Origin of the sequence: Methanothermobacter marburgensis str. Marburg (assembly GCF_000145295.1) — an archaeon.
Taxonomy (GTDB): Archaea; Methanobacteriota; Methanobacteria; order Methanobacteriales; family Methanothermobacteraceae; genus Methanothermobacter; species Methanothermobacter marburgensis.
Genome location: NC_014408.1, coordinates 295,593 through 317,500, shown reverse-complemented (window position 1 = coordinate 317,500; position 21,908 = coordinate 295,593). Strand labels below are relative to the sequence as shown.

The 21,908-nt window shown below is 47.5% G+C and carries 28 protein-coding genes and 1 pseudogene (1 of these 29 only partly in view); 11 read left to right on the top strand and 18 right to left on the bottom strand.

Features of this window, described 5'->3' with window-relative positions:
- Positions 1–623 carry the 3' portion of an archaeosine biosynthesis radical SAM protein RaSEA gene (locus tag MTBMA_RS01610; RefSeq protein WP_013295159.1) on the top strand. 445 nt of this gene lie to the left of the window's left edge, so 623 of the gene's 1,068 nt are visible here — the last part of the coding sequence; its start codon lies beyond the left edge, outside the window; its stop codon occupies positions 621–623.
- Between the two features lie 20 nt (positions 624–643).
- The gene (locus MTBMA_RS01605) at positions 644–1,927 is read left to right on the top strand and encodes an adenylyltransferase/cytidyltransferase family protein (protein WP_013295158.1); all 1,284 of its coding nucleotides are present in this window, start codon (positions 644–646) and stop codon (positions 1,925–1,927) included.
- A 49-nt stretch (positions 1,928–1,976) separates the two neighbouring features.
- Here the strand turns inward: MTBMA_RS01605 and MTBMA_RS01600 are convergent, their stop codons facing one another.
- From MTBMA_RS01600 to MTBMA_RS01565, 8 genes are all read right to left on the bottom strand, one after another.
- Positions 1,977–2,195, bottom strand: coding sequence for a hypothetical protein (locus MTBMA_RS01600; protein WP_013295157.1), 219 nt, complete (start codon positions 2,193–2,195; stop codon positions 1,977–1,979).
- 26 nt (positions 2,196–2,221) lie between these two features.
- Positions 2,222–3,070, bottom strand: coding sequence for an NAD(P)-dependent oxidoreductase (locus tag MTBMA_RS01595; RefSeq protein WP_013295156.1), 849 nt, complete (start codon positions 3,068–3,070; stop codon positions 2,222–2,224).
- 40 nt (positions 3,071–3,110) lie between these two features.
- Entirely contained in the window at positions 3,111–3,692 is a 582-nt protein-coding gene (locus tag MTBMA_RS01590; RefSeq protein ID WP_013295155.1) for a cytochrome c biogenesis CcdA family protein, read from the bottom strand.
- Between the two features lie 4 nt (positions 3,693–3,696).
- Positions 3,697–4,137, bottom strand: a complete 441-nt coding sequence (locus tag MTBMA_RS01585; protein WP_013295154.1) for a thioredoxin family protein — start codon at positions 4,135–4,137, stop codon at positions 3,697–3,699.
- A 75-nt stretch (positions 4,138–4,212) separates the two neighbouring features.
- Positions 4,213–5,070: a damage-control phosphatase ARMT1 family protein gene (locus MTBMA_RS01580; protein ID WP_013295153.1), complete on the bottom strand. Its 858-nt coding sequence runs from the start codon at positions 5,068–5,070 to the stop codon at positions 4,213–4,215.
- A 14-nt stretch (positions 5,071–5,084) separates the two neighbouring features.
- Entirely contained in the window at positions 5,085–5,291 is a 207-nt protein-coding gene (locus MTBMA_RS01575; RefSeq protein ID WP_148215524.1) for a MoaD/ThiS family protein, read from the bottom strand.
- The gene (locus MTBMA_RS01570) at positions 5,260–6,204 is read right to left on the bottom strand and encodes a TIGR00269 family protein (protein WP_013295151.1); all 945 of its coding nucleotides are present in this window, start codon (positions 6,202–6,204) and stop codon (positions 5,260–5,262) included. The genes MTBMA_RS01575 and MTBMA_RS01570 overlap by 32 nt, the downstream gene beginning before the upstream one ends.
- 44 nt (positions 6,205–6,248) lie before the next feature.
- Positions 6,249–7,835, bottom strand: coding sequence for a dihydropteroate synthase-like protein (locus MTBMA_RS01565; protein WP_013295150.1), 1,587 nt, complete (start codon positions 7,833–7,835; stop codon positions 6,249–6,251).
- Between the two features lie 86 nt (positions 7,836–7,921).
- On the opposite strand from MTBMA_RS01565, the gene porC reads away from it, so the two are divergent.
- The 7 genes from porC to MTBMA_RS01530 are packed head-to-tail and all read left to right on the top strand — an operon-like array spanning position 7,922 to position 12,546.
- Positions 7,922–8,455, top strand: coding sequence for a pyruvate synthase subunit PorC (gene porC / locus MTBMA_RS01560; protein WP_013295149.1), 534 nt, complete (start codon positions 7,922–7,924; stop codon positions 8,453–8,455).
- A 5-nt stretch (positions 8,456–8,460) separates the two neighbouring features.
- Positions 8,461–8,706, top strand: a complete 246-nt coding sequence (gene porD / locus MTBMA_RS01555; protein ID WP_013295148.1) for a pyruvate synthase subunit PorD — start codon at positions 8,461–8,463, stop codon at positions 8,704–8,706.
- A gap of 12 nt (positions 8,707–8,718) precedes the next feature.
- Positions 8,719–9,870, top strand: a complete 1,152-nt coding sequence (gene porA / locus MTBMA_RS01550) for a pyruvate synthase subunit PorA (protein WP_013295147.1) — start codon at positions 8,719–8,721, stop codon at positions 9,868–9,870.
- The gene (gene porB / locus MTBMA_RS01545; RefSeq protein WP_013295146.1) at positions 9,867–10,733 is read left to right on the top strand and encodes a pyruvate synthase subunit PorB; all 867 of its coding nucleotides are present in this window, start codon (positions 9,867–9,869) and stop codon (positions 10,731–10,733) included. The genes porA and porB overlap by 4 nt, the downstream gene beginning before the upstream one ends.
- A 12-nt stretch (positions 10,734–10,745) precedes the next feature.
- Positions 10,746–11,234: a 4Fe-4S dicluster domain-containing protein gene (locus MTBMA_RS01540; RefSeq protein ID WP_013295145.1), complete on the top strand. Its 489-nt coding sequence runs from the start codon at positions 10,746–10,748 to the stop codon at positions 11,232–11,234.
- Between the two features lie 10 nt (positions 11,235–11,244).
- Positions 11,245–11,676: a 4Fe-4S dicluster domain-containing protein gene (locus MTBMA_RS01535; protein WP_013295144.1), complete on the top strand. Its 432-nt coding sequence runs from the start codon at positions 11,245–11,247 to the stop codon at positions 11,674–11,676.
- Positions 11,677–11,700: 24 nt separating this feature from the next.
- The gene (locus MTBMA_RS01530; RefSeq protein WP_013295143.1) at positions 11,701–12,546 is read left to right on the top strand and encodes a fumarate hydratase; all 846 of its coding nucleotides are present in this window, start codon (positions 11,701–11,703) and stop codon (positions 12,544–12,546) included.
- 454 nt (positions 12,547–13,000) lie between these two features.
- Here the strand turns inward: MTBMA_RS01530 and phoU are convergent, their stop codons facing one another.
- From phoU to MTBMA_RS01485, 8 genes are all read right to left on the bottom strand, one after another.
- Complete coding sequence (gene phoU, locus MTBMA_RS01520) at positions 13,001–13,660, bottom strand: phosphate signaling complex protein PhoU (protein ID WP_013295142.1); 660 nt, start codon at positions 13,658–13,660, stop codon at positions 13,001–13,003.
- Complete coding sequence (locus MTBMA_RS01515) at positions 13,661–14,077, bottom strand: DUF2226 domain-containing protein (protein WP_238523385.1); 417 nt, start codon at positions 14,075–14,077, stop codon at positions 13,661–13,663.
- 46 nt (positions 14,078–14,123) lie between these two features.
- Positions 14,124–14,771 carry a phosphate signaling complex PhoU family protein gene (locus tag MTBMA_RS01510; RefSeq protein WP_013295140.1) on the bottom strand — a complete coding sequence of 216 codons (648 nt, stop codon included), beginning with the start codon at positions 14,769–14,771 and terminating at the stop codon, positions 14,124–14,126.
- A gap of 21 nt (positions 14,772–14,792) precedes the next feature.
- The gene (pstB, locus tag MTBMA_RS01505; protein ID WP_013295139.1) at positions 14,793–15,545 is read right to left on the bottom strand and encodes a phosphate ABC transporter ATP-binding protein PstB; all 753 of its coding nucleotides are present in this window, start codon (positions 15,543–15,545) and stop codon (positions 14,793–14,795) included.
- Between the two features lie 8 nt (positions 15,546–15,553).
- Positions 15,554–16,405 carry a phosphate ABC transporter permease PstA gene (gene pstA, locus MTBMA_RS01500; protein WP_013295138.1) on the bottom strand — a complete coding sequence of 284 codons (852 nt, stop codon included), beginning with the start codon at positions 16,403–16,405 and terminating at the stop codon, positions 15,554–15,556.
- Between the two features lie 10 nt (positions 16,406–16,415).
- Positions 16,416–17,291, bottom strand: coding sequence for a phosphate ABC transporter permease subunit PstC (gene pstC, locus MTBMA_RS01495; RefSeq protein WP_013295137.1), 876 nt, complete (start codon positions 17,289–17,291; stop codon positions 16,416–16,418).
- A 10-nt stretch (positions 17,292–17,301) separates the two neighbouring features.
- The gene (locus tag MTBMA_RS01490) at positions 17,302–18,129 is read right to left on the bottom strand and encodes a phosphate ABC transporter substrate-binding protein (protein ID WP_013295136.1); all 828 of its coding nucleotides are present in this window, start codon (positions 18,127–18,129) and stop codon (positions 17,302–17,304) included.
- 93 nt (positions 18,130–18,222) lie between these two features.
- Positions 18,223–19,038, bottom strand: a complete 816-nt coding sequence (locus tag MTBMA_RS01485) for a phosphate ABC transporter substrate-binding protein (protein ID WP_013295135.1) — start codon at positions 19,036–19,038, stop codon at positions 18,223–18,225.
- Positions 19,039–19,216: 178 nt separating this feature from the next.
- Between MTBMA_RS01485 and MTBMA_RS01480 the strand changes: the two genes are divergently transcribed.
- Positions 19,217–20,095 carry a citryl-CoA lyase gene (locus MTBMA_RS01480; protein ID WP_013295134.1) on the top strand — a complete coding sequence of 293 codons (879 nt, stop codon included), beginning with the start codon at positions 19,217–19,219 and terminating at the stop codon, positions 20,093–20,095.
- Positions 20,056–20,298, top strand: a pseudogene (locus MTBMA_RS09170) (2TM domain-containing protein). Before MTBMA_RS01480 ends, MTBMA_RS09170 begins: the two are co-directional and overlap by 40 nt.
- 30 nt (positions 20,299–20,328) lie before the next feature.
- Here the strand turns inward: MTBMA_RS09170 and MTBMA_RS01475 are convergent.
- Complete coding sequence (locus tag MTBMA_RS01475; RefSeq protein ID WP_013295133.1) at positions 20,329–21,240, bottom strand: phosphate signaling complex PhoU family protein; 912 nt, start codon at positions 21,238–21,240, stop codon at positions 20,329–20,331.
- Positions 21,230–21,844, bottom strand: a complete 615-nt coding sequence (locus tag MTBMA_RS01470) for a hypothetical protein (protein ID WP_148215523.1) — start codon at positions 21,842–21,844, stop codon at positions 21,230–21,232. The genes MTBMA_RS01475 and MTBMA_RS01470 overlap by 11 nt, the downstream gene beginning before the upstream one ends.
- Positions 21,845–21,908 lie beyond the last annotated feature (64 nt).

Genomic DNA, 21,908 nt, shown 5'->3' with positions numbered 1-21,908 from the left:
TTCGAAGATGCTGTGAACTTGCAGGTGATAAGATAGTTGAGATAAGCATTGGTCTTGAAACCTGCAATGAAAAGACAAGGATGATTAAGATAAACAAGGGTTTCAGTAACAGTGACTTTGAAATGGCAGTTAACACCATCAGTGACCTTAAAAGAGATTTTAACGTCAGATCAAAGGCATACATCCTCGTAAAACCGATTCTGGTCTCAGAAAAAAGGGCTGTGGAGGAAGCCGTTTCCACCGCCATTTATGCTGAAAAGGTCGGTGTTGACCGCCTATCTTTCTGCCCATCAACAGTGCACAGGGGGACCCTTATGGAGGATCTCTGGAGAAATGGCTCATACAGACCCCCATGGATATGGAGTCTCATTGAAATAATCAACAGGACAAGAGAAAAGGTTTCAGTACCTGCCATAATGGATACATCCGGTTTCGGGACATCCAGAGGGCCCTACAACTGCAAAAAATGCAACAGGGACCTTAAGAAGTTCATAATAAGAGCAAACCTGGATCAGACTCTGGTACCCCCCTATGAATGCGAATGCAGATCACGCTGGCTGGCTGAGTTGAAGTTTTCAGAGACCACAGCATCCACAGATATAAAATACAGTGAATACAGCTAAAAATCATGGACTGATGAGCAATGATTGGCATAAGCGCTGATTTTGATCCCGTGCACCTAGGCCATGTGCGACTCATAGATAAGGGCCGGGAAATAGCGGATGAAACCGGTGATGAGGTTGTAATTTACCTGAACAGGGATTTCAGTGCAAACCACGCCCCATTTTTTGTTCCCTACGAAGCAAGGAAGGAAATGGCCCTTGAAGCAGGGGCTGACAGAGTTGTTCCTATTGAGGGACTCCACTACCGCCTGACCCTTGCATATACGGTACCAATAAGGATAGCCATGATGATAGAGGATGGTGTGGTTGACTATGTTGATGCTGCAAATGTCTCACCTGACCTCATAATCAAAAAGGCGAGGGAATTTGCATCAAGGGGTGTGTTCAGTGGTATACCCCGTGAACTCCCAAACAGGAACGTAATACGGTGGTTTGCGGTTAATGAATTCCTCTACAGCAAGTACAGACGGAAAATGAAGTTCCATATAATCCCGGAACTTACCGTTGATGGCTCAAAAATTTCCGGAAGGGAGATACGGCAGGAAATAATTGATAACAATATGGAGATACCCCCCAGTGTCCAGAGGGTTCTGCCAGAATCAACCATTAGAATTCTTGAAAGGGAAATAGAAAAGGGCAATGTACCCGGCAGGAGAAACCTTGCTGCCATAATGGAAAGAATGAATAACCTGTCCCGCGGGGAACTGATGAAAATAGCCTACCTCAATGCAGACGCCATCAACTCCATCGTGAGAAACAGGAAATATTACAGGGAAGGCCAGATATGGGCCGCCTTCCGAAAGGCCGGCTATGGTCCCGTGTTGACGAGACTTGCCATGAGTTCAATAGAGATGAATGTAAGGAGGGAGGAGGTAAGGGACCTCATTGAACACTACACCAGGAAGGGGTGGATTCCACCGGATCAGCGGGTGGGTAACCTGATTGATAGGGCCTGGTTTGTCTCAGAGAAGGTCATTGAGGGTATGAGTTCAGTAAGGGCAAATGAAATGTTCCTCAGGGGCAGGCCTGAAGTGAATGCCCCCTCATCCTTTGAGGCAGGGCTGAGTCTGAGAAAGCATGAGGTCAGGAGCATAAGGGACGGAATGGATGCCCACATCTACGTTGACCAGAACGATATTCTATCCTGCCAGATAAGGAACGGTATCAAGATAAAAAGTCCACTTCACCTTTCAGCCCAGATGGCAACCTATCTTAGACTCGTAATAGACTCACATATAATACCGTTCCATGCGACGATAAGAAAAAGGAAGAAGGGATTCAGAGCCCTTGTGAAAATCAATTAACCTTCCACAGATACATATCGATTCAGTGCGTAATCACTGCGAAAATCAATTAACCTTCCAATCCTGGGATATCTTTAACTTTATCTCTCCTCTCAACAACAGGGCATTTCCAGTCCCTGCAGAATGTCATCACTATTATCCCTGAATCCGTGGTTATGTAGATTCTCCAGCATTTATCATCATAGGTACTGAATTCCACATCAACAACCCTTTTCCCGACAAGTTCCATGAGGTTTGCGGCACATTCGCTTTCAAGGTCTGAGTTCATTTCCCCACCATTTGGATATTATATTTCTACCTGTTTATATCTGCATCGTCACGTGGTGGCTGATATTTCCCTGCCGCCAGTCTAAGGAGGTTCCTGTAATCAGCATCAGATGGGACATCAATTTCATTGAGCCTTTCAAATACCCTCATGGTACATGATGGCATCGCAGGTTCAATAACCTCCTCGAGCATGCTCTGAACCTCCTTCATCTCCTCATATCTCCTTCCTGCATGGATTATGGAACTCCTCAACCTCGAAATCGTGGATTGCCTGAAATCAGCACCCTCAGTGTACTCAAACACCTCAATGACATCCTCTTCAAGGCCCATTATGTGTGCTGAAAGGAGTGTCTCCCAGATAAGCGCTGAAACACCCTTCGTGTAGCTGCTCCTCAGCATCTTGATTGCCGATGCATCACCGGGCCTCTGGCCACGGACTTCAATGTTCAATCCATACCTGTTAAGTTTCATGAAATCCTCCGCGCCTTCACCCGCAGCTATTATAAGCACACCTGCTCCCTTCCTCCGGACACTCCCCATTATGGCGGCGTCAGCGAATCTGCCATTTTTTATGAATGAGCTGGCTTTCCTTACCGTCCCGGGTGCGATGTTGTTCATATCAACGAAAACCCCCCTTACATGTTCTCCTGCCTCCTTTGCCGCCTCAACGGCCACCGCAGGGGTGACAGCCGATATGACAATATCTGCAGAATAGACCTCTTCCGGGGGTACATCACCCACACCCGCTTCCCCTGCAAGTTTCACAGTCCTTGTGCTCCTGCCCTCAAGGGAGGTTACAACATCAACACCCTCCTCCCTGAGCCTGGAGGCGAGGGTATACGCCACCTCCCCAAAACCTATGAATCCTACCCTCATGATTATCACCTGAGATTCCTATACTGTAACTGCGCATTTTTCATCCAATCAGCTGGTAAAGCATGTAGATGCCTGCAGCTATTATCATTGAACCTCCAAATTTTCTCAGATCCCCTGTCCTTTCCATGAATCTTTTAAATGGCTGCTCTGCCATTAAAACCAGGGCGATAAGTACTGCTGATAAACCTGCAGTGTATAGAAGCATGTTAAGAATAAACCTTCCTGTTTCCAGGGCAGAGTATGCTATAACCGTTACCAGGTATGGGCTGTAGCATGGTGACCAGGCAAGGGCTGTGAGGAAACCAAGAAGAAGGTGATTTTCGGTGGATGGAACCCTGAATGAAAAGAGGGGTTTCTCAGATAGAAGCCAGACGCCCATGAGTATTATCACAATGGATGCGGGTATGCGCAGATAGAGGAGGTAATGGTTTACGGCTGCTGTGAATACGGCTGTTAACAGTATCACAGAGAGAAATACTGTGGCAAAACCGGCTGAAAAAAGTGAAATCTGTTTTTTATCCCCCATAACTGCCTCAAAGAACAGTACTGGTACTACAGGGATTATGCATGGGGATAGGGCTGAAAATATCCCTGCAGCAAATGATAGGATATATTCATGCATGACCTTACCCCAGATATGAGATGAACTCCTCAGGGGACATGTATCCCTCCCTTCTTCCTATCTCGCCTCCTGAGGAATCCAGTATGATTGTGGTTGGAACAACATAGACTCCATAACTTGATGCAGCCGATGGATCGGAGTCCACATCAATCTTTGCTGCAATGTAGTTCTCTGAAATTTTTCCTAGAACATCCTGGTTCTGCAGGGTTTCCTCTTCAAGTTTACTGCAGGATGGACACCATGATGCAGAGAATATAAGAATTACCCTCTTATTCTGCTTTGAAGCCTCATCTATGGCTTCCTGAGGACTTTTATACCACCGGAACTCCCTGTTCTGGGCCTCATTTTTCTGTGGGGTGTTATGCGGCTGGGTTGAGTAGATCAGAAGCACCACCATCAGCCCCAGCAGAACACCAGAAATGACCCATTTCCTAATCACATCCATCCTACCACCAGCATCTTATCAAATGTAAGAGTTAATTACATCCACTTACGGCATCGTACCGCCTAAACATAAAGATCAGAGTTTCACAGCCGCGTTATCACCCTTATCAACACCAAGGTCCCTTGCAATTGCATGACACTTCGCATTTAGAAGACAGAAAACTTTTCCTTGGGTATCTATCTCTGTAAGGCCCTCATAGTTACCCATACCCTTGGCTATCACAACCCCGGCCCCCTCAAAGATCCTCCGGAAGTCCTCTGATACGTCACTTTGGACCATTCCAACGGAGTCCGTGCCTGTTGTTACGATCTCAGCCACCTCATGGAGGCCCGCTTCAATGGCATCCTCCATGCATGCGTCGTTGAGGATGGGCTTGCCCTTAACTGCAACCTTCACATCAGCCCCATACTCCCCAATCTTTTCAATGAGGGGCCTGTCAAAGAGTATCTCACCGGTATTATCCAGGAGATAAAGGACCTCTGAGGCATCCTCAAGTTTTTTCTCAAGTAAGGGCACATGATTTATTCTGAGCGGGGCCTTCAGTGAATCCTCAATCCCCTGATCATGGTTGAAGTCAAGTCCAAGGGCGCCGAAGTCTATTATGTTTCCTGTTATTGCAACCTTAACATGGCTTTCCAGGTCGCCGTGTTTCTGGAGGTACTCCTCAACAAGCGGCAGGAATCTGGATGCGATCTCATTGCACCGCCTCTTCTCCATGTGGTAGGGGTCCTCAGAACCTGTCATATCCTTTATGAGTCTGTGAATTGCTGTTCCGAGTTCATTTGATACCTGGCCCTTCCTGAATCTTTCATTAAGGAGTTCAACTACCTTCACCATCACCTGGAGTTTGAGGTCCTCGTCATCTGTTGCAAGGTCAAGGGCCTCCCTTGCCTGCCGCAGGAAGCACGGCGCGCATTCATAGTATACCTTCATCTCCAAACCCTCGCCTAACCCCCATAGATCACACGTATTATCTCAATAATATCCCCATCAGATATTTCCTCTTCCTCTATCACTATCTCGCTGTTCCTTTTAACAACGGCGGTCTCCAGTGGGATCTGGAGTTCTTGGAGGATGTCCTTAATCTTCTTTGTTTCTTCAGATTCCATTACCCTTTTCCCATCATCTGTAATCACTGTGAACTTCACCTTCATTCACCCCTAATTCGTTTATAAATGTGCATGCCTTACATAACCTGCCTGATGAGGGCTCACCGCAGATTAAACACGTCCCTGATTTCCTGCCACCATGCATATCCTTTATAAGGCTCTCCTTTATTTTATCAAAGCCCCTGAGGGTGGAGTACATTATAGTGGGACGTTTCACAGATATCTGCTTCAGGAAGTCACCTATTTCCCTTCGGAATGAGCCCGATGCGTAGGGGCAGCCTGCAAGGTGGACGTCAAGGCCCCTTGCAAGGACGTACAGTCCAACCTCCCTTTCAGGTATCTCCCTGAGGGGTTTGATCTTTGGTATGAACCTTCCGCCTGCGGTTGATGTCACGGGACCTATCCTTGTGAGGTTTTCAAGGTTCCCCTCAAGATAATTCATGACTATTGCCTGGCACTCGTCGTCCAGGTTGTGGCCTGTTGCTATCTTTGTTGCCCCACTCTTCCTGGCCTCCCTGTTAAGTATCCAGCGTCTGAAAACTCCACAGTATGTGCATGCCCCCCTTGAGGGGTTTTTCATGATCTCATCCAGTGTTATACCTGCATAATCCTTCAACTTTACAACCCTGTGGGGTATGCCCCTCTCGGCACAGAACCTCCCTGCAGCCCTGATTCCATCCTCCCTGTAACCTGATATTCCCTCATCGATGGTTACAGCCTCAAGTTCTATTATGTTTCTGTTCCTGAGTTCATCGAGGATGTCGGTGACCATGACACTGTCCTTTCCGCCTGAAAGCCCCACAAGGACCCTGTCGCCCCTTTCTATAAGACCATACTTCCTTATATCCTTCATCACCTTCTTTCTGGTGGTCTCTATGAAGCATTCACCGCAGAGCATCTGTCCAGAGTATTTTCTGTTTATTATGACCCTTTCTGATCCACATCTGGTGCACTGCATCTAAACTCTCCCTTATGTGTAAAAATAAGTTATAACTCATTTAATTAACGCTGACCATTTTCAAATAGCGCCGCCCTCTCAAAGAGTTCAAAATCCTGAACATAGCCTTTACCTGTTCTCAGGGCTATCTCTGCCTTCTGTAATTCTGCTCCAAGGTAGGCTGCATGTTCAAGTCTGCTTACAAGTTTTCTATTTATAATCTCCTCATATAACCTTTTGGCGCTATCTGATGTGAAGGCAATTACCGGCTCTGTTCTATCATAGAGTACGGCCTTTATCCTGCCATCATCAACCATGATCTTGAAGCTGCCGCACCTATCTCTTACGAACTTCATGCCCCCTTCAGCCTCAATGGTGGGTACGCTGATTTCCTCAACTATGCCGCCGGGCTTTCTCTTATCCTTGAATAGTACAAGGTTTATTCCAAGGTCCTTGGGTACAGAACCCCTGTGTTTAGCCAGGAACATCATCTTTGATGCCACTGAGAGTTCATAAACACTTCCAAGTGCTTTTCCGCTCTCCTCTGGAGTGAAGAGTATGCCCACACCAAGTTCCATTCCAAAACCGGCGAGAAGTGCATTCACACCTGTGGAGTCAGCGTCGATGAGTTCAGTTACGTTTCCAACACCAAAGAACAGAGGGTCGGGGTTTCTCGCGGCGTACATTCTGCATGCCATCACAGATTCGACTATGCTCCTGCTGTTCACCGGATCAAGCACAGGGTCAGCTATGACATCTATACCCCTGCATTTTCTTTTGAGTTTCTCCAGGGCCTCAACCCTCTCCTCAACCGTTTCAGGAACCCATCCCTCACTGTAGTCTGTTGGAAGGATCACTGCAGGTACACCTTTTTTTCTGAGTGACTGTAGAACTTCCCTGTAGTTTCCAAGATCCAGGCTCAGGATCATGTCGACACCGCAATCTACTGCAGACTCAATTTCAGTGGGGTTGAGACTATCCACGCTGAGGGGTGCGTTAGGGGCAGCTGAGCGTGCAGTTTCGATTATTTCAGGGAGCAGCTCTGAGTTGTCCTCGCCAGCCAGCATTCCCAGGTCAATCATGTCTGCGCCACTTCTCATAAAGTATTCAATCCTTTCCCTGAGTTTACCTTCTTTCAGGAGGATGGGAGCATTGGCAACCTCTGCAAGGACCCTCATTGGGAAGTCCCTGCCCGTTGGAAGGTTACCTATGAGTATGTTTTCATCCCTCTCCAGCAGCGCCTCTCTACTTCTGGTATCATTCTCAAAGTCCTCTATGAACTGAAGGGCCCTACGCATCTGCTCCTCCTCAATGAGCCTGTCGGCTGGTTTCATTGTGGAGAGTTCAAGTTCATCAAGCATATCAAGAACTATGGGGAGGTCAGCAGCGTCTGTGGGTCCCTTATAGGCAGGTATGCCTGTTTCTTCCCCTACCACATTCACGTCCTTGGGTATGAGGCCAGGTATGATTATCATGTCGGGTGCCCCATCCGAAAACTTAATCTTCTGGATTTCAGATATTATCCTGCGTGGTGTTAAAAAGGCCGCTATGGGAGTGTTAACCACGTGAACATGAATCTCATGGCTTGAAGCTGACACTGCCTCCCTCACAATCCCTGATGCAAGTTTTCCTGTGATTATAAGGACTTTCATTTCATTACCCCTATTAATTTTAATTGACCAACATGTATATATATTAAAAATTTATAATGATTAACAATGAGAAATGGAGGTAGACTATGATCGAAATTCGCTTTCATGGACGCGGTGGCCAGGGCGCTGTTACAGCGGCAGAGATTCTAGCTAAAGCTGCCTTTGAAGACGGTAAATACTCACAGGCCTTTCCATTCTTCGGTGTTGAGCGTAGAGGCGCTCCAGTTATGGCTTTCACACGAATTAATGATGAGCCCATCAGGAGAAGGTATCAAGTTTACAATCCCGATTATGTTGTTGTTCTCGATGAGGGACTTGTTGATGTGGTTGACGTATTTTCAGGCTTAAAGGAGGATGGTGTGGTTTTACTCAATACTGCAGGCACCTTCACCTCAGAGAACGCCAAGATCCACACCATTGACGCCACAGGCATAGCCCTTGAGAACCTTGGAAGACCAATCGTTAACACCGTAATGCTCGGGGCATTTGCAGGTGTAACCGGTCTTGTAAGCATAGATTCACTCATAAAGATTATCAAAGAAACATTCCCCGGGAAGATTGGGGATAAAAACGCAGAGGCTGCAAGGATAGCCTATGAAAAAATGAAACACTCAGGGTGAATATAATGGAATCACTTGGAGCAACCGTCAAAGAACCAGGAAGCACCCGTAAAAACAAGACGGGGAGCTGGAGAACATTCAAACCATTCCTTGATAAGGATAAATGTATAGACTGTGATAACTGCATCCTTTTCTGTCCCGAAGGCTGCATAGATAAGGAGCATGAGATTGACTACGATTACTGTAAGGGATGCGGGATATGCGCAGAGGAATGCCCTGTTAAGGCAATTAAGATGGAGAGAGAAAAATAGGAGAGACTCTAAATGGTTCTTAAGGTTATATCCGCAAATCAGGCCGTTGCAGAAGCAGCAAAACTTGCAAAGCCAAAGGTCATCCCTGTTTACCCGATAACACCCCAGACCTCAATATCAGAGTACCTTGCAAAATATGTGGCTGATGGTGAACTCGATGCCGAGTACATAAGGGTCGAGTCAGAGCACAGCGCCATGAGCGCATGCGTGGGTGCATCAGGTGCAGGTGTGAGGGTTTTCACAGCAACATCATCCCAGGGCCTTGCACTCATGCATGAGATAGTATATGCTGCAGCCGGACTCAGGAACCCCATTGTCATGGCAAATGCCAACCGTGCCCTATCAGCCCCACTCAGTATATGGAATGACCAACAGGATTCGATAGCTGAAAGGGACTCTGGATGGATGCAGATATACGCAGAAAGTGGGCAGGAAGCCCTTGACTCAGTTCTGCTGTCCTACAGGGTTTCAGAGGACAGGGACGTTCTCCTTCCAAGCATGGTCTGTCTGGATGGTTTCATACTGACACACACCGTGGAACCCGTGGACATCCCATCACAGGATGAGGTTGACACATTCCTGCCAGAATTCCAGCCACAGGCAGTACTTGACCCTGACGAACCAATGTCACTCGGTACATTCACCGATCCAAACTATTACATGGAGGCACGCTATGAGGTAGAAAGGGCAATGGAGAGGTCAAGAAAGGTTATTGCAAAGGCCTGTCAGGAATTCAGTGAAATGTTCAGGCGAGAATACGGATTCGTTGAGGATTACCGCTGCGAAGATGCTGAAATAATCCTGGTGGCCATGGGCTCAGTCTGCAGCACCCTGAGAGAGGTTATTGATGATATGAGGGATGAAGGCAAACCCGTGGGGCTCCTGAAGGTGAGGATACACAGGCCATTCCCTGCTGAGGAGATTAAAAAGGCAGTCAGTAATGCCCATAAGATTGCTGTTCTGGATAAAAATATAACTTTCAGTGTTGGTGGTGCTCTCCACACCGAATTAAAGGCCCTGCTACCCGACAAGGAGGTTTACGGGTTCATTGTGGGCCTCGGTGGAAGGGACATAACACCTGAACACATCATGGAAATCGTCAGAAAGACAGAAAACCCTGAAAGGACTGTCAGCTGGATCGGACTTAAGGAGGAATCACAATGAAAATACCTGAAGAAGAATTCCTGGCCCCTGGACACCGTGGATGTGCAGGATGCGGTGCTACAGTGGGTGTCAGACTTGCTCTCAAGGTTCTCGGAAAAAACACCGTTGCGGTCTCATCAACAGGATGCCTTGAGGTTATCACAACCCCCTACCCTGAAACAGCCTGGGAGATACCATGGATCCATGTTGCATTTGAAAACGCTGCCGCGGTTGCATCAGGCGTTGAGAGGGCCCTCAGGGCCAGGGGCAGGGGTGAAGTTAACGTTGTGGCATTCGCCGGTGATGGTGGGACAGCAGATATCGGACTTCAGTCTCTATCAGGTGCAATGGAGAGGGGTCACAACATAATATACATCTGCTATGACAACGAGGCCTACATGAACACAGGTATACAGAGGAGTGCGTCAACACCCTACGGTGCATCCACCACCACATCACCACATGGAAAGGAGAGTTTCGGTGAGGACAGACCCAAGAAAAACATGCCCCTCATAATGGCGGCTCATGGTGTCCCCTACGTTGCAACAGCATCAATATCATACCCCGAGGACTTCATGGAGAAGGTGAGAAAGGCAAGGGACATTGAGGGTCCAGCCTACATACACCTGCATCAGCCATGCACAACAGGGTGGGGCTTTGATCCCTCAAAGACGGTGGAACTCGGAAGACTCGCTGTTGAAACCGGTTCCTGGATACTCTACGAGATAGAGGACGGTGACTTCCGCGTAACCTACAGGCCAGTTCAGAGAAAACCCGTTGAAGAGTACCTGAACGCCCAGAAAAGGTTCAGGCACCTCACAGAGGAACAGAAGGCAAAGATCCAGGAATACGTTGACAGCGTGTGCCAGGAGCTCAGGATATAACGGGGGATTGAATTGCAGAAGATCATCATTCAACCGGAACTCTGTGACGGCTGCGGGGACTGTGAGGAGGCCTGTAAGAAACTCTACGGCGCCTCAAGGATAATGATAAGGGAACTTGAGGGCCTCTATTACCCCATCATATGCCAGCAGTGCGAGGACGCCCCCTGCAGGACAGTGTGCCCAACAGATGCCATCCAGGACGAGGTTGACCCTGAGAGGTGCATTGGCTGCGGACTTTGCATGCTGGTATGCCCCTTTGGAGCTGTTGTCATGGAGGATCGGAAGGCCCAGAAATGCAGCCAGTGCCCTGACCTTGACACGCCGGCATGTGTTAAGGCCTGCTCAAGACGGGCTCTGAGCGTCGTGGACACCGAGAAACTGAAACTTGAAAGGCAGAAGGAGTTCGTATCCAGAATGTCAGGTATAGGGAAGGGCCAGAAAGGGACTGATATCCTCAGCATACTGACAGCGAAGAGGAAGGCCCGGCAGAAGCTTGAATAGGTGGAATTCCATGAGAGAACTGGTTTCAAATCCGGAACTGTGCGATGAGTGCATGAAGTGTGAGAGGATATGCCCCAGGAACGCCATACGGGTCATTGATGGTGTCCCCATATTCTGCATGCACTGCGCACCTGAAAGGGCCCCCTGCCTCAACATATGCCCGGAGGATGCCATAGTTGAGGTGGATGGTGCAGTTGTTATCCTTGAGGATAAATGCATTGGATGCGGTCTCTGCCGGGACGCGTGCCCCATTGGTGCCATAACCATCAATGAGAGGGGTGTTGCAGTGAAATGTGACCTCTGTGTTGATCGTGAGAAACCCCTCTGCGTCATGGTATGCCCCAAGAAGGCCCTCAGTGAGAGTTCAGAGGATATTATGGCTGCCAAGAGGGATAAGATAACAGGGGAATTCAAACGTCTCAAAAATCTCATGAGATACTGACCAAACTATTTTTTGGGTGATTCCATGATCAGGCAGGAGATGGTTGAGGAGACAGTGTGCCGTCTGTTCAGGGAGGCCGTTATCAGAATCCCTGATGATGTCACCCTTGCACTGAAAAAGGCCTACCTCAACGAGGAGGACGAGATAGCCCTCCTGAACCTCAAGGCCATCCTTGATAACATTGAACTTGCAAGGAAGATGGAGGTACCTGTATGTCAGGATACAGGGCTCCCCATAGTGTTTGTGAGGATGGGGAACGTTGAGGTTGAAAACCTCTACGGGGGTATAGTTGCAGGGGTTGAGAGGGCCACACAGGAGGTCCCCCTCAGACCAAACGTTGTTGACCCACTCACAAGGGAGAATACCGGGACAAACACAGGGCATCTGATTCCACAGGTGGATGTTGAAATTGCAGAGGACCTTGATGGACTTGAAATAACGGTATTCCCCAAGGGTTTCGGATCAGAGAACAACAATGCGCTCCTAATGGGGCTTCCAGGTGATGGTGCTGAAGGTGTCAGGGACTTTGTTGTTGAGACCGTCCTCAGAGCCGGTGGAAAACCCTGCCCACCCGTGATTGTGGGTGTGGGAATCGGCGGCTCATCAGACCTTGCAATGAAACTTGCAAAGAAGGCCCTGCTTGGAAGGGTGGGGGAGAGAAACCCTGTAAAAGAACTCGCATCCCTTGAAGAGAGCATACTTGACTCGGTAAATGAAGCAGGCTGTGGCCCAATGGGTATGGGTGGTAAAACAACGGCACTCGATGTTAAGATAAGGACCGCCCATACACACACCGCCGGGCTGCCGGTGGGTGTCTGCATACAGTGCTGGGCCGCGAGGAGAGCCACAGCCACCATCAGGGACGATTGATCACAGATGAAGGGCCTTTTACTGGCAGATCGGCACTTCATGCAGAATCTGTTCCATTGGCTCTCCTTCCACCATATCCATTGACATTCTGCAAGGCATTTCATGCGATCTTTGCATTTCTTTTCATCAACTTAACCCTCAGAACTGAAAGTAGATGATGCCCTAAGAAGGCCCTGCTGTCACCAGCTGCAAGGGTGAGGTCAATTCCCGCAGTACCCGCATGTTTTCAGCTCTTAAAATTCCAGGGTAGAGCAGCATGCAGGTTCCGCGCCCGGCTGGGACCGAACCTGCCGTGCTGAAACTCTGCGCCCATAATATAAATTCCAGCAGACACCATAGAGCCTATGTAGAGAAAATTGAAAAGATAAAATGGGCTGGCTGTCATGAAAATAGAAAAAGTGCCAGTGCTAGAAACAAAGAGAAGATTATGAATGGAATAACCGTCTGGATGTGATCATGGCTTTTCACAGGTTATCATGAAAATTGTTCTATCTGCAATGCTAACAGCCCTGTCACCAACCCTCTCAAGGAATCTTGCTATGAACAGAAGGTTAACAAGGTAGGATATTGCCTCCTTATCCTCAAACATGCTCGCTGTTACATGCTCCAGTGTCTGGTCAAAGAGGTCATCCACCTTATCATCGTCGTGCCGAAGTTCCCTTGCCATGTCCATGTTCTGGTCCAGAAATGCATAGATTCCCTTGGATAGCATCATCTGGACAAAGTCAGACATGTGTTTGAGGTCCTCCAGAGGTTTTCGGGGTATCTCCTCATCCTTAAGTTTCTCAGCTGCCTCTGCGATATTTGCTGCGAGGTAACCTATCCTCTTAAGGTGGCTTCCGACCTTGATACATGCCTCTATGAATCTGAGATCACGTGCAACTGGCTGTTCAGATGCTATTAAACTTATTGATTTTCTTTCAAGGTGGAAAACCATTTCATCAATTATCTTACTGTTTTTGATGACCTTCTCCTTCTTATCATCATCGTATTCCATCAGGAGGTCGACTGCAATCTTATGCGTCTTCAGGGTTTTCTGGGAAACTTCCTCCATGTCCTTTCTGAGGTCCTTAAGCTTTTTGCGGAAGAGTATCCGCGGATATTTCTTCTCCATCTAAAAGTCCTCCTTGGATTTATAGTCATTGATAAGTCTTTCAATTGAATCATCACTTGGAACCCTTATCCTGTACCTTTCAAGGAGCTCATCCCTTGAGGAGACATCCATGAACATCTCATTGATTATTATATCTGCCTCAAGGGGTATTGAAAGTTTTGATTCATCGTTGAGTTCAATGAGTGTGCTGAAGAGGTCCCCATCAGCCTCATAAACCTCAATGATTGAATCATCACCTATTTCTATTTTCTCCATTGCCTTGTGGCTGTGTGACTCCTCAAGTGTGTTGAGGTTGAGGTGCCAGGCCCCCACTATCATCCCCTTCATTATGAAGACTATGGCCTCACTTTCACCGCTTAAAATCCTGATATAAGAAAACTCAGGGATTGATGAACTCCTGAGGGCCCTGTAATCCATTTTTTTAGGGTTATCAAATGGCAGCCACATTAAATCCCCCCCCAAACTATTTCATGAGTACGCTGTAGAATACCTTGTGATGTATAACCCTCTTACCCACTATAAGGTATGCTATCCTGTCATCCATCCCCATGACATGGTGCCCCATACTGAGAAGGTTCCTTGCAACCAGAACCAGGTTACCTGACTCCATGAACTCCCCCTGCGAATCATGGAGCTGGTTATAGAATTCCTGCAGCTGAAGATAATTCTTGGTGGACCTCTTGAGTAGCTGTATGTCCCTGTTCATGAGGGCTCCAAGGGCGTCATTTATCATGTCCTGGATGGTCTGTGACATGAACTCAATGTGGGGTGGTATGACGGTGTCGGTGCTGTCAATGGCATACCTTGCAATGTAGGCTGAGAGTATGTTTATCCTTTCAAGTTCAATTGATGTTCTCAGTATGGCAGAGGCGAGTCTGAGGTCCTTTGCTACAGGCTGGTGGAGCCCAATGATTTTGAGACAGTCATCCTCTATTCTGTAGCTCTCCTCATTAACAGCTGATGTTTCCTCTATTATCCTTTCAGCGGTTTCAACATCCTTCCTAATATAGCTGGCTACAGCGTTCCTGACCCTCTCAGATGTCACATTACCATATTCAACAGCCTCATTCAGCACCTTTGAAAGTTTGTTTTCAAGGATAACACCAATCAATTACTTCACCACTCAAGCTTTTCATCCGAACCTTCCTGTAATGTAGTCCTCGGTCCTCTTATCCCGGGGTTCTATGAATATCTCCTCAGTAAGCCCGCTCTCAACTATTTCACCGTGCAGGAAGAACGCCGTGTACTTTGAGACCCTTGTTGCCTGCTGCATGTTATGGGTGACTATGATTATTGTGTAATCCCTCTTCAGCTTGTGAATGAGGTCCTCTATCTTGGTGGTGGATATCGGGTCAAGGGCTGAGCATGGTTCGTCCATCAGTATGACCTCTGGCTCTATTGCTATGGTCCTTGCGATGCAGAGTCTCTGCTGCTGACCACCTGAAAGACCAAGGGCGGACTTATCAAGCTTATCCTTAACCTCGTCCCAGAGTGCCGCTGCCTTGAGGCTCTCCTCCACTCTTTCCTCTATGAAGTCCCTGTCATCGTAGCCGTGAACTCTGAGTCCGTAGGCCACGTTCTCAAATATTGACTTTGGGAAGGGGTTGGGCTTCTGAAAGACCATGCCAACCTTCTTCCTGAGCTCCACAACGTCCATCTGGGGGTCATAGATGTCCACGCCATCAAGGTATACATGTCCCTCGTGTCTGAACCCCGGGATGACGTCGTTCATCCTGTTGAGTGTCCTGATGAATGTGGACTTCCCACAACCTGAGGGCCCTATCAGGGCCGTGACGGTGTTTTTTGGAATCTTCAGGTTCACATCCTTGAGGATGTGTGCCTCGTCAAAGTAAACGTTGAGGTCTTCAACTTCAATTCTGTACATAAGATCACCTATCTTCCCATCATCTTCCTTCTGTATCTATCAACAAGAGTGTTCGTGAGAACCGTGATGAGGAGCACGATTATTACGAGGACCGCTGCGGTTCCATATGCATTTTTGAGTGAAAGCCCCTCTGTGGCTATTATATAGAGGTGGAGTGGTAGGGGTCTTCCAGGGTCAAATATGGAGATGGGCATTGCAAGCGCCGATCCAACAACAAACATTACCGCTGCCGCCTCTGATATCGCCCTTGCCATTCCAAGTATAACTCCTGTGGTTATACCTGGCAGTGCTGCAGGTACAACGACACGGTAGATGGTCTCCCATTTTGTGGCACCCAGTGCCAGGCTCCCCTCCCTGTATGACTGTGGGACGGTCTCAATGGACACCTGGGAAACCTGGAAGATTGTTGGAAGGGCCATGAGTGCCAGTACAAGGCCCCCTGAAAGGATTGACCATCCGAGACCCAGGAATACAACGAAGAATGCCAGGCCAAAGAGACCGAATACTATTGATGGTATGGAGGCCAGTGTCTCTGCACCGAACTTTATGAGCTTCACTATCCTTTCCTCTGTGGCGTATTCAGCCATGTAAACAGCCGCACCGACACCAAGTGGAGTTGCGATTATTCCTGCGATGAGGGTAACGTATATGCTTGATACGATCATCGGAGCTATCCCGCCTGCCCTTCCCGAGTCAATGGGTTCAGACAGCAGGAATTCTGGGGTCAGTGCTGGAAGGCCCTTGAGTATTATGTATCCTATTATAACAATCAGGATGAGTATTGTTACAAGACCTGATGCCCACAGCACTCCTGTCATGATCTTCTGACTGGTTTTTGGTGATATTATCCTGAAAGACATTTTGAGCCTCCTAGAGGTATCCTCCACCTATAACGATCTTTTTCTTGTAATGGAAGTAGTTTGCAACAACCAGCAGGATCATTATCAGCACGAAGAGTATGATGGCTGTTCCGAAAAGGGCGCTGTAGTGAAGTCCCGTTGCATATCCCATTTCAAGTGCTATGTTGGATGTGAGGGCCCTTACAGGGTCCAGGATGGATGATGGTATCTGTGTAACGTTTCCTGCAACCATTATAACGGCCAGGGTCTCACCTATGGCACGGCCCATACCCAGTATGATGGATGTTATTATACCGGGAATTGCTGCGGGGAAAATGACCCTGCGTATGGTCTGCCAGTGGGTTGCTCCCAGTGCAAGGGATGCCTCCTTGTACTCGAGGGGTACTGACCTTATGGCGTCCTCTGATACACTTATGATTGTGGGCATGATCATGACCGTGAGTATGAGTGCTGCTGTGAGCATTCCAAAACCCGTGCCCCCTATGTTGGCCCTCACATAGGGTACCAGAACTATGAGACCAAAGAATCCGTATACCACAGAGGGTATTGCTGCAAGGGTCTCTATCACGGGTTTAAGGATTTTACGCATTATCTCAGGGGCCACCTCTGCCATGAATATAGCGCATAGGATTGATAGTGGAACCGCTATTGCAAGTGAGAGGAGAGTGATGCAAAGGGATCCAACTATCATCGTGAAGACGCCGTACTTACCATCAGACGGTGCCCAGTCCATTCCGAATATGAAATTTATCACACCATAGTCCTGGAATATCGGGATTCCCTCACGGAATATGAAGGTTATTATGAGCAGTATAGCGATTATTGAGAAGATCGCCGTTACAAAAAGACCCTTCTCAATGAGATTTTCCCTTGTCTTGCTGATCATTTTTTACCTCCTAGGTATCATCTGAGACATTTGCTATTGCAGGGACAACCTTCTGGCTCCTGACAATCGCCTGTCCCTCCGGTGAAAAGACCCAGTCAATGAAGTCCTTCACAACCCCCACAGGTTCCCCCCTGGTTATGAATTCAAATGGAACAACAAGGGGATAGGAACCATCGGCCACTGTGGTCTCAGAGGGGGTTATTCCGTTCACCTCAAGTGCCTTTACATCTGAACTCATATGGGCCATTGAGACAAAACCCACAGCATAGGGGTCACTCTTTATCGCCTGTTTAACGGATTCCGTGGACCCCTGGACAATTGCATCTGACCTTATCTTTTCATCCTTCATTACAAGTGATTTGAATGAGCTTCTGGTTCCTGAGCCCTCCTCACGTACTATAACATGTATCTCGGCATCTGGGCCTCCAACCTCTTTCCAGTTACGGATCTTCCCGCTGAAGATATCTCTCAGCTGTTCTGTTGTGAGGTCATCGACAGGGTTCTGGTGGTTGACAGCTATAACTATGCCATCCTTCCCTATAACATATTCCTTAAGCCCATCCTTCTCATCGGATTTGAGGGCCTTTGAACTTGTTCCTATATCAACAACCCCCTGCTGTACTGTCCTTATACCCATCCCAGAACCCCCGCCCTGGACGTTTATCCTGACATTTGGGTGGTCCTTCATGTATTCCTCGGCGAGTTTTTCAGCAACTGGCTGTACAGAGGTTGAGCCTGCAATTTCAATTCTCTCATAATCTGAACCAGGTTTGATCATGAAGTATGCGAGTGCGATGATAATGATTAGTATGAGAATGTTTCGTGGTTTTACATCCATCTCCATCACCTTCAGTTATCGATTTCACCTATTGGTTAATAAAGTTCACTGAAGGTGACGGAAAGAAAAAATTGTGGTTTTAATTAAAAACCACTAGGCCTTTGCTGGGACCACCTTTTCTGATTTGACTATTGCCTGTCCTTCTGGGCTGAGGACCCAGTCAATGAAGTCCTTGACTGCTCCCTGTGCGCTGCCCTTGACCAGGAAGAGGAATGGCCTCTGTATCTTGTATGATCCATCTGCAACTGTCTGTTCAGATGGGGTCACACCATCAATCTTTAGGGCCTTCACTGTTTCGTCGAGGTTTGCAAGTGATATGAAACCTATGGCGTTTGCATCCTGCTTAACAGCCTGCTTAACAGCCTCTGTTGAACTTTCAACTATGGCGTCCTTCTTTATCTTGGTTTCCTTACCCATCACAATTTCTTCGAAGGCCTTTCGGGTTCCAGAACCGTCTTCACGTGTTATCACTGTTATCTTTGCATCTGGTCCTCCGACCTCTTTCCAGTTGGTTATCTTTCCACTGAAAATGTCCTTCACCTGGTCCTTTGAGAGGTCTGAGACCGTGTTCTTGCTGTTTACAATTACTGCAATACCGTCCTTACCTATCATGTACTCTGTCAGACCTTTCTTCTCATCGGGTTTAAGTTCCTTTGAACTTGTTCCGATGTCTGCGGTACCATCCTGGGCGCTCTTGATTCCCACACTGGATCCTCCGCCCTGGACGTTTATCTTAACGTTGGGGTGCTTTTTCATGTATTCAGCTGCAAGTTTTTCGGCAACCGGCTGAACAGAAGTTGAACCAACAATGTCGATCTTTTCCTGCTGTCCGCCTCCTCCAAGTGCCAGGACTGCGCCAGCAATAATTACAATTGCTACGACTATTCCTATGATCAGTTTGGTGTCCATTTTATCACCTCAAACTTTACCTTGTTGTGGGAGTATTTAAAATTTACTATTTTAGTGTACTTTATTACTCATTTAGTGAACTAAATTTCGGAGGAGGAAAAATTTAATTCACATAAAGTGAATATGGGTGCACCAAATGCATTAAAATTTAAATACTCAAACTCAGATAGGGAAAGACATGATATCTGAAGGAATAATTAATGATATACTGAAGGTAAAAAATCCGAAGTGGAGGACTTCCATTACGAGGGTTGAGCCTAATCGGATTGTTACCAGGGGTTATTCTCAGGAGGATTTGATTGGTGGTGTTTCTTTTTCTGAGATGGTTTACCTGTTGATTAGGGGTGAGCTTCCTCCTGGTAATGTTGCGAGGATGCTGGAGGCTGTCCTGGTGTCTTTCTGTGATCATGGTGTGACTCCGCCCAGTACGCAGGCTGCCCGTATGATTGCCTCTGCTGGTTCTCCGGTGCATGCGTGTATTGCTGGTGGTCTTCTGGCCTTTGGTAAGAATCATGCCGGGGCTATTGAGAGGTCCATGAAGCTTTTCCAGGAGACGGTTTCAGGGTGTGAGTCTGAGGATGAGATTCCTGAGGCTGCTCTTAGGCTGGTGGATGATCATCTGCGGAGGAACCGGAAGGTGCCTGGTTTCGGGCACAGGTATCATAATGCGGATCCCCGGGCTGTGCGGCTCCTGGACCTTGCAGAGGAGTACGACTGTGTCGGCCCCCATACAAGGCTTGCGGTTGAGGTTCAGAACATACTCCTTGAGCGTAAGGGTGTCAGGATGAACGTTGACGGTGCCAACGCCGGAATACTCTCAGATATGGGTTTTGACTGGCGCACAGGTGCAGGGGTGTTCATGATAGGACGGCTTCCAGGACTCATATCCCACGTATACGAGGAAAAGGTGCGTGAACCAGCCTTCAGAAAATTCTTCGACATCGAAGAAATACACTACGACGGCGAGGAGAAAAGAATATTAGAGACAGATTACAGATCCCTTGAAGGGGCAGAACTATGCAGGACGATGAATACGAAAGAGCCCGGAAGAGAGTAGATGAACTTAAGGGATTTTACATACACCTATCTGTTTTTGTAATAGTTAACTTCACCCTTTTCCTCATAAACCTTCTTTCAAGCCCGGGCATATTGTGATTCTACTGGATAACAGCCTTCTGGGGAATAGGAGTCATATGGCACGCATTCGGCGTCTTTATTGGCGACAGGCTTCTTGGTAAGGAATGGGAAGAGAGAAAATAAAGGAATAGCTGGAGAAGAAAAAGAAATAAATTACGTGCCCTCCCTCTCACGCCTCCTGAAGCGCTCAGGTGTTGTTGTTCTCGGTATGTTCCTGTAATATTCCCCTGCAGTATCGAATATCTCAATTGAAATATCCGCTATTCTCTCAAAGGTCTTCACAACCCTTGAAAGGGATATGTAATAGGTTGAGCGTTCCTTATCCTCAAATGGTGTTTCGGCCATCTGTGTGGCCACACAGTTAAGGGCGTTCTTCTGGACCCTATGAATATCGTCCTCAAGGGACATGAGTTTTGCCTTGAGTTCAAGTTTCTCGTTGAGGAATGCGTCCATTGCTGTATTCACCATCTCAACAGCAATTGAAAACATCTCCCGGAGGTACTCCATCATCGCAGGGTCAACCTCATAGGACTCCTTAACTGCGAAGTTGGCTATTATTGCAGAGTGATCACCTATCCTTTCAAGGTCATAGGCAATCTCTGTGAATGCCATTGTCTTGCTGAACTCTGAGTAGGGGTTCATTGCTATGGCTGTATCAACAGAGGACCTCACCTTCTCGTGCATGGTGTTTGTTATGTAGTCCATCTTCAGGGCCTCATTTGCAAGGTCCTCGTCGTATTCCTCAAGGGACCTGAATGACTTCCTGAGCTGTTTGCAGACATGCTGTGCCATGTCTCTGAGTATCTCCTTGATAAAAAAGCTTCCGGCGTATTCCCGGGATGTAACCTCCTCTCCAAAAAGCTCCGGGAATTCCTCAAATTTCTTTATATCCACAATGTAGGCCCTTCTCACAACACCCTCCTTTATTAAGGGCTGGAGGAGTTTGGTAACATACCGCCTTGTTATTCCAAGCCTTTCTGCAATCTCATCCTGTGTGGATGGGTTCTCATAGAGTATAACATCTATGATTGACTTGAGTGTTGCATTTTTTGTTTTATTTTTCATTCTCCAAAGACACCTCATCTTCCATTACAATGACAACAGATTCCCTGAGTATGGATACGATCATGTAGAGGAGTGTGACTATGACCAGCACGGTTATCAGGATGTCGAACTCATAAAAAATCGACCTGTAAACCATTACCACGGGGGACTGAACATCCACAAGTCCCCTCAGGAGGACAATGAGGCCCATGAGTAATAGGACATGTCCATATGATTTCTTTATGGTCTCAGGTTGCAGGAGGGGGTAGATCCCCATCACCATGAGCCCCACCCCTATTGACCTGAAGAGGTTCCAGTCGGTTGCCTCCTCAAGTAGGTAAAATATATGCTGGGGTTTCCACTGGAAATTTCCAAGGAGGTATATTGCCTCAATTACAACTATTATAATGAGGGGTATTGCAAATACCACCCTGCTCTCAACCCTCTCTGTCTTAACATTCTTGAGTGGCTCCCTGAGGTAGTGGGAGAGAAGCTGATATAGCATTGAACCAAGAACAGCACCCATGACAGTTCCGCCCACTCCCAGCTTTGAGGTTGTGAATGCCACTATTCCTGAGATTATCCCGGCCATAAGTATATCAAATGCCTTGGTCAACGCTGCCACCTGCAGATTCTTAATGATGAAATTAAGATCATATTATGCATATTTATTTTCCCTATTAGAGAAC

What these genes read in the sequence shown, in the direction of transcription:
- porD (WP_013295148.1), top strand. Translation starts at nt 8,461, where the DNA reads ATGGAATCACTTGGAGCAACCGTCAAAGAACCAGGAAGCACCCGTAAA.
- pstB (WP_013295139.1), bottom strand. Translation starts at nt 15,545, where the DNA reads ATGTACAGAATTGAAGTTGAAGACCTCAACGTTTACTTTGACGAGGCA.
- MTBMA_RS01490 (WP_013295136.1), bottom strand. Translation starts at nt 18,129, where the DNA reads ATGGATGTAAAACCACGAAACATTCTCATACTAATCATTATCATCGCA.
- pstC (WP_013295137.1), bottom strand. Translation starts at nt 17,291, where the DNA reads ATGATCAGCAAGACAAGGGAAAATCTCATTGAGAAGGGTCTTTTTGTA.
- MTBMA_RS01535 (WP_013295144.1), top strand. Translation starts at nt 11,245, where the DNA reads ATGAGAGAACTGGTTTCAAATCCGGAACTGTGCGATGAGTGCATGAAG.
- MTBMA_RS01575 (WP_148215524.1), bottom strand. Translation starts at nt 5,291, where the DNA reads ATGAAGGTGAAGTTCACAGTGATTACAGATGATGGGAAAAGGGTAATG.
- MTBMA_RS01595 (WP_013295156.1), bottom strand. Translation starts at nt 3,070, where the DNA reads ATGAGGGTAGGATTCATAGGTTTTGGGGAGGTGGCGTATACCCTCGCC.
- porC (WP_013295149.1), top strand. Translation starts at nt 7,922, where the DNA reads ATGATCGAAATTCGCTTTCATGGACGCGGTGGCCAGGGCGCTGTTACA.
- MTBMA_RS01530 (WP_013295143.1), top strand. Translation starts at nt 11,701, where the DNA reads ATGATCAGGCAGGAGATGGTTGAGGAGACAGTGTGCCGTCTGTTCAGG.
- MTBMA_RS01515 (WP_238523385.1), bottom strand. Translation starts at nt 14,077, where the DNA reads ATGGATTACAGGGCCCTCAGGAGTTCATCAATCCCTGAGTTTTCTTAT.
- MTBMA_RS01485 (WP_013295135.1), bottom strand. Translation starts at nt 19,038, where the DNA reads ATGGACACCAAACTGATCATAGGAATAGTCGTAGCAATTGTAATTATT.
- porA (WP_013295147.1), top strand. Translation starts at nt 8,719, where the DNA reads ATGGTTCTTAAGGTTATATCCGCAAATCAGGCCGTTGCAGAAGCAGCA.
- MTBMA_RS01590 (WP_013295155.1), bottom strand. Translation starts at nt 3,692, where the DNA reads ATGCATGAATATATCCTATCATTTGCTGCAGGGATATTTTCAGCCCTA.
- MTBMA_RS01480 (WP_013295134.1), top strand. Translation starts at nt 19,217, where the DNA reads ATGATATCTGAAGGAATAATTAATGATATACTGAAGGTAAAAAATCCG.
- MTBMA_RS01570 (WP_013295151.1), bottom strand. Translation starts at nt 6,204, where the DNA reads ATGCAGTGCACCAGATGTGGATCAGAAAGGGTCATAATAAACAGAAAA.
- MTBMA_RS01565 (WP_013295150.1), bottom strand. Translation starts at nt 7,835, where the DNA reads ATGAAAGTCCTTATAATCACAGGAAAACTTGCATCAGGGATTGTGAGG.
- MTBMA_RS01600 (WP_013295157.1), bottom strand. Translation starts at nt 2,195, where the DNA reads ATGAACTCAGACCTTGAAAGCGAATGTGCCGCAAACCTCATGGAACTT.
- MTBMA_RS01585 (WP_013295154.1), bottom strand. Translation starts at nt 4,137, where the DNA reads ATGGATGTGATTAGGAAATGGGTCATTTCTGGTGTTCTGCTGGGGCTG.
- porB (WP_013295146.1), top strand. Translation starts at nt 9,867, where the DNA reads ATGAAAATACCTGAAGAAGAATTCCTGGCCCCTGGACACCGTGGATGT.
- MTBMA_RS01580 (WP_013295153.1), bottom strand. Translation starts at nt 5,070, where the DNA reads ATGAAGGTATACTATGAATGCGCGCCGTGCTTCCTGCGGCAGGCAAGG.
- phoU (WP_013295142.1), bottom strand. Translation starts at nt 13,660, where the DNA reads ATGGAGAAGAAATATCCGCGGATACTCTTCCGCAAAAAGCTTAAGGAC.
- pstA (WP_013295138.1), bottom strand. Translation starts at nt 16,405, where the DNA reads ATGTCTTTCAGGATAATATCACCAAAAACCAGTCAGAAGATCATGACA.
- MTBMA_RS01605 (WP_013295158.1), top strand. Translation starts at nt 644, where the DNA reads ATGATTGGCATAAGCGCTGATTTTGATCCCGTGCACCTAGGCCATGTG.
- MTBMA_RS01475 (WP_013295133.1), bottom strand. Translation starts at nt 21,240, where the DNA reads ATGAAAAATAAAACAAAAAATGCAACACTCAAGTCAATCATAGATGTT.